This window comes from Calditrichota bacterium, from assembly GCA_014359355.1.
In the GTDB taxonomy this organism is placed as follows: Bacteria; Zhuqueibacterota; Zhuqueibacteria; order JANLFK01; family Oleimicrobiaceae; genus Oleimicrobium.
On sequence record JACIZP010000195.1, the window covers coordinates 1 to 5,581 of the forward strand.

5 protein-coding genes are annotated in these 5,581 nt (G+C 61.7%); 2 read left to right on the forward strand and 3 right to left on the reverse strand.

The features are described from left to right. On the reverse strand, positions 1-573 hold a 573-nt coding region (locus H5U38_08730; protein ID MBC7187104.1), incomplete at its 3' end, for a galactose mutarotase. A gap of 122 nt (positions 574-695) precedes the next feature. Then, positions 696-3,164, reverse strand: coding sequence for a chitobiase/beta-hexosaminidase C-terminal domain-containing protein (locus H5U38_08735; protein ID MBC7187105.1), 2,469 nt, complete (start codon positions 3,162-3,164; stop codon positions 696-698). Positions 3,165-3,744: 580 nt separating this feature from the next. Between H5U38_08735 and H5U38_08740 the strand changes: the two genes are divergently transcribed. Both H5U38_08740 and H5U38_08745 read left to right on the forward strand, forming a co-directional pair. Then, on the forward strand, positions 3,745-4,566 hold the full coding sequence (locus H5U38_08740) for a nucleotidyl transferase AbiEii/AbiGii toxin family protein (GenBank protein MBC7187106.1): 822 nt from the start codon (positions 3,745-3,747) through the stop codon (positions 4,564-4,566). Positions 4,567-4,580: 14 nt separating this feature from the next. Beyond that, on the forward strand, positions 4,581-5,189 hold the full coding sequence (locus H5U38_08745; protein MBC7187107.1) for a hypothetical protein: 609 nt from the start codon (positions 4,581-4,583) through the stop codon (positions 5,187-5,189). 191 nt (positions 5,190-5,380) lie between these two features. Here the strand turns inward: H5U38_08745 and H5U38_08750 are convergent. Further along, a partial coding sequence (locus H5U38_08750; protein MBC7187108.1) for a glycoside hydrolase family 97 C-terminal domain-containing protein occupies positions 5,381-5,581 on the reverse strand: 201 nt, incomplete at its 5' end.

Consider the following 5,581-nt stretch of genomic DNA (forward strand, 5'->3'; position numbering starts at 1 on the left):
GCCGCTTCCCTCGCCAGCCAGATTGAAGTAGCTGTGATGCGTGAGATTCACGATGGTCGGTTTGTCCGTGGTCGCCTCGTAGTCGATGCGCAGCTCGTTCTGGTTTGTGAGGCGGTAGGTTACAGTGGCGCGAAGGTTGCCGGGATAACCCTCGTCACCATCGGGACTGAGGTAGGTCAGGCGTACGCCCACGGCTTCCTTCTCGCGGACGGGCTCGCCCTGCCACACCACCTTGTCGAAGCCCTTCACGCCGCCGTGCAGATGGTTTGGACCATCATTGGTGGCGAGGCGGTATTCTATGCCGTCCAGCACGAAGCGCCCGCCGGCAATCCGGTTGCCGTAGCGGCCCACGATCGCCCCGAAGTAGGGGGAGTCCTCGAGATACTGCTGCAGGTTATTGTAGCCCAGCACCACATCGGCGAAATTCCCCTGGCGATCGGGCACCTCTAACGACACCACGATGCCACCGTAGGTGATGATCCGCGCCTTCATACCGTGCTCGTTGCGGAGGTCAAATGCCTCCACGACCCGCCCATCGGGCATTTTCCCGAAGATCTCCCGCGAAACCTGCATGCCTCCTCCTCGTCCCTTGCTGCAGTCCAGATGGAACAAACCTCCCACACTCAGGAGAACCAGCGCAACGCAGACCTCTCTCCTCATGGCAACTCTCCCTCTATGGCCTTCCGAATCGTCCGTCAGTGAAAAAGTAGCTCGCGGCGAGGTGGCTGCTTCGGCAAGTCAGGCCCTTCGATCGCGACTTCAAGCGCCCTGCCGCCGCGCTTTTGGAAGTATTCCACGCGGAAGGGGTGAAATCCCTCCTGCAACGCGATGGCCCCGGACTCTTCCCGCGCGCCGTGCAGCCCGTCGTTGTCCACCACCAGCTGGTCGCCGATCCACAGGCGAGAGCCGTCGTCGGAGCGCAGGTGGAACAGGTACACGCCCGTGGCTGGGACGCGAAAATAGCCAGAATACACGAGGCCGAAGAGAGATTCCCGCTTTGCCGGTCCGAGATCGATCGATGAATGGGTCATTTCCTGCACAGCCTGGAATTGCTCAAAGTCCGGCAGGCTGTCCCACTCGCCTTCGTAGTAGCGGACCCGCAATCCAGGCACGAGGCCTTCGCCTGGAACGGCCGTAAGTGGGGCGACTTTCCGGAAGCTGTAGGTAGCCACGTCGCTTTCCTGACCCTCCGGCCAGAAGGCCTTCGCCCTAAGGACGCAGTCCTCGGTGATCGGAATCGGCCCAGTGTAAACGGGATCCCGACGGGTAGGCGTCCGGCCGTCCAGGGTGTAATGGATCTCGGCTCCGGGTCGAAAAGTGACCAGCGCAGCATTCAACCGGTCAACGAAGATGGTTGCGCGGTTGGTGAGGTGCGGCGGCAGGTACCCGCGGTTCGCTCGCGCTACGGCCTCGGGCGGAATCTTCGCGACTTCGCGGTCGTAGGTGAGCAGCCCGTTATTCTCGGTTTCCACATCGGTGATCTGCGTGTACACGGCGGCGCTCAGCCCCTCTTCGCGAGCCAATCGATGCACAGTGGTGAGGACCTCCACGTAACGTTCCAGCAGCCGTTCCCGTGTGGGGAGGAGGTCATACCCCCACCCCCGTTCTGTCCACGTGTGGCCCGACACCACATAGCCCAAACCGCCGAACTCGCCCAGCACCGCGGCACGCTCCGGCTCGGCCGGCGGCGCCACCGGGTCGGGGTAGGAATGGACGTCGCGAACGCCACCAACCCCCGCATCCGTCCACCCGCTGGCATTATCCACGAGCCGGCTCGGGTCGAGCCGCCTCACGAACTCGACGATCCGCTCCGTGTCGTACTGTCCCCATTCCTCATTGAAAGTCACCCACATGATGATGCAGGGGTGATTGAAGCGGCCCCGCACCATCGCCTCAAGCTCGCGCTCGAATTGCTCCCGCTCCTCCGGGGTACGATTTGCGCCGTTGGGCATATCCTGCCAGACGAGCAGTCCCAGGCGATCGCACCAGGAGTACCAGCGCTCCGGATCCACCTTCACGTGCTTCCGCACCATGTTGAAGCCCATGCGCTTCATCATCTCCACGTCGAATCGAAGCGCAGCGTCCGAGGGCGCGGTGTAGATGCCGTCCGGCCAGAACCCCTGGTCCAGCGGGCCAATCTGGAAGAGAGGTACACCATTCACCAGAATCCGGGTGACACCGCTGCTGTCCGGTCCGACGGCGACTTTGCGCATGCCGAAGTAGCTGCGCACCTCGTCGATCCTCTTGCCATCGCGCTCAAGGGCCACCGTCAGATCGTAGAGGAAGGGATCGTCGGGCGACCATAGCCTCGGGGAAGGGATAGCCAGGATCAGCTCCCCGTCCGCCGGTCCCGACTGGTGCGCGATCTCCTTGCCTCCGGATGCCGCAGCCGCTATGAGGCGGAGGCCCGTCTTCTCGCCGCGGACCTCGGCCGAGACGAGCAGCGAGCCACGATCCACATCGGGCACCAGGCGCAACCCAGAGATGTACGTGTCGGGTACCGGTTCCAGCCAGACGGTCTGCCAGATGCCGCTCGTGAGCGTGTAGTAGATTCCGCCTGGGGTGAGGGTCTGTTTGCCCACCGGTTGTCCACCCGCATTGGTGGGGTCCCAGACCGCAATCACCAGCTCCTGTTCTTCGTCCGGCCGCAGGGCGTCGGTAATGTCGAAGCTGAACCGGTCATACCCGCCGCGATGCTGGCCTACGCGCACGCCGTTGAGATAGACGTCTGTCTCCCAGTCCACCGCGTCCAGGTGCAGGAGAATGCGGCCCCTCCGCCAGGAATGCGGAAGCCGGAAAGTCCGGCGGTACCACAGACGTTCCTCAGGGCTCACCTTCCTGGCGAGCCCGGAAAGGGCCGACTCCACGGGAAATGGAACCAGGATCCTGTGGGGGAAGGTGTCCGGCCGCGCGGCATCTTTGGGAACGATCGCCAGCTGCCAGAGGCCGTTGAGGTTCAGCCAATCCTTCCGGACCATCTGCGGCCTGGGGTATTCCCGCCAGACTTTGCCGGGCGCGACTTCCCGTGCCCAGCGAGTGAAGAGGGGACTTGCGGCTTGATGCCAGTCCGCGCTCCGCCTGCGGCAGCCCAAGACACAAAGGGGTATCGCCAGCGCGAGGGTCCAAACGATGGCGGAGACTGTGCGGTGACAGCATGCGTCCATTTGCTTCCTCCTAACCCTGAGAGATTACGCGCTTTGAGCGCGTTCCCTTGCGCATCCAACGGCACTGCCCCACGGCGGTTTGCAAATTAGGGAATCAGGAGGAAAAAGTCAACCTGTTTCTTGTGCGTCGAGACACCGATCGGGCGCAATGCCTACGCGGCTGAGCGTGTAGCTTAGTGCGGTCCTTGTCACAGAATGGTCCCGACCATTCTCCAACCCGGTAGCCAGACGGCAAAGCGCCCGTCAAGCCTCCTTGTGGGATAGGGAGCGCACAGGCACGCTCGATGGGAGGGGAATTCCCTGTGCGGTAGCAAAGGGGAGGTAGTGTAAAGACGAGTCCCGCCGGTGTACCCCCCAAATTTCCCGATGTTGGAACCATGGTGTCTCCTGGAGGAAGGAGACCAGAGGTTGTCACACCTTCTGGATCGCCCATTCCGATTACGCTTCTGGGCCAATGGCCCAAGCGACCAGCGCAGAGGACTGCTGTTGTCTTCGTTGACTGGAAATTTGGCCTTGTAATTTCGCGACGCGTGCGTTATATTTCCAAAAAAGGACGCTTCAGTCCACGATCGGAAATATCTTGCTTTGGCCGCAACTGACAGAACTCGCCGGGGAGCAGCGGCTGCCGCTCAGTATCGTCGTCGCTGAGGCGCTGCACTTGGCAGCACTGGATGCGCTTTTCGCCAGGCCCGAAAGCGCCAAGATCGCCTTCCAGGGAGGCACCTGCCTGCACCTGGTTTACGGAGGGTATCGCTACTCCGAGGATCTGGATTTCGCCGGCAAGGAGATCGATCGCGCATTCTGCGACCGGCTGGTGGACGAAGCCCGAGCGCCCATCGAGAAAGCCGTGGTGCAGATGCTGGGGCTGGGATCCTTCGAGTGGCGTTTTCCGGTAACGAGCAAAGGGGCCAAAGTCTTTGCTTATTGGTTCTCTTTCCAGCCGCAGGGGCAGAGGCAGAAATACCGACTCAAGATCGAATTCGGCCAGTATCCGGTCTACCAGGTGCAGGCAAGGTCTGTGCGCTCACCGATAGATGTCCTTGTCCGACAGCCGCTTGTTGCGGCGCTCTCTCCGGTAGAGCTTCTGGCGGAAAAGCTTGCAGCCCTCTGTGGACGCCGTTATCTCAAAGGCAGAGACATCTTTGATATCTGGTATTTGACGGAAGTCCTAAACGCGCCGCTTGACCGCGATCTAGTTGCGAGGAAATTCCAGGACTATCGCGTCCGCTTGAGTTCAGAGTCAATCCGGCGGAGGATGGCCCTCACTGCCTCCTCTTCGTTGACGGCTGAAATGGCCCGCTTCCTGCCCGAGCGCTATCGCACACACCTGGCCCGGGACGACTATGAGGCGGTCAGAAAAGCGGCGCGGGCTATTTGCGAACAAGTCCGCCGGATCGTCTGAGGAAGATGGTGGACATGGAGCCGCTGTTGACACAGGCCCGTTGGATTGAGCTCCTCCGCCGCGAAAAGGCCATTTTTACCTTCATGGAGCTGCAGCGCCTGAGCGGGCTGTCCGGCGTCGCTTTGCGCAAGGCGGTCAGCCGACTCTGCCAGGCGGGTTTGTTGCTCAAGTTGGGCAAGGGCATCTACGTCAATGGCCTGCAGCGCACAAGCCTGGAGGAAGTGGCGGGCCTCCTGTACCCGCCGGCGTACATCTCATGCGAGTCTGCTCTTTTCCTGCACGGCGTGGCCGACCAGGCCCCTCACATGCTCACCTGCGTGACCATCAACAAAACCAAGGTCTTTCGAACTCCCCTCGGGGAGGTCGTGTACTTCCACATCAAGACGCCACTCTTCTTTGGCTATGAGGTGCGCGATCGCACCTATCTTGCCCAGGCCGAGAAGGCAGCCTTGGACTTTGTCTACCTGGAGCGCCAGAACGGCCTGGAGCCTGCGCTCGACGAATGGAACTGGGAAAACCTCTCTCCGCAGAAGCTCGTGGACATGTCACGCAGGTACCCCAAGTCTGTGCGGCGGCACATCGCCCGCTTTGCGCCTCCCGACTGGCGCTTCCACGCCGAGTAGAATTGCCCGCCTGCGGCCATAAACGGTCGCTCGCAACAGAAGCTCAGTCGCCTGGGGCTGCTTCCTTTGGCTGGGGCACTGCCGCGCCATCATGCATTCGAGATATTCGACGATCGAGTCTGAGTAGCTCGCCGAAACGGGTCTTCCGTGCTGTGTCGTTCAGACCGTCGCTGACCAAAGGCAACCTTTTGTCAGTTTCGCGGCGGCAAGATGTGAGCCGCCCAGCCACCTCCCGGGGCCAAGTGAATCACCTCCCGGTGGCCTCGATCGATCGTCTTGACCACGCGCTTGTAGTCCATGGCACAGCGATCCGCGTTGATCCCGTCCTGGTAAGACTGGAGCTCGTACCTGCCGGGGCCGAGGAAGGAGAAGTCCACCTCAAGATCTCGCGG

Excerpts from the sequence above, each read along its gene's own strand:
- H5U38_08745 (MBC7187107.1), top strand. The coding sequence starts at position 4,581 with ATGGAGCCGCTGTTGACACAGGCCCGTTGGATTGAGCTCCTCCGCCGC.
- H5U38_08735 (MBC7187105.1), bottom strand. The coding sequence starts at position 3,164 with ATGGACGCATGCTGTCACCGCACAGTCTCCGCCATCGTTTGGACCCTC.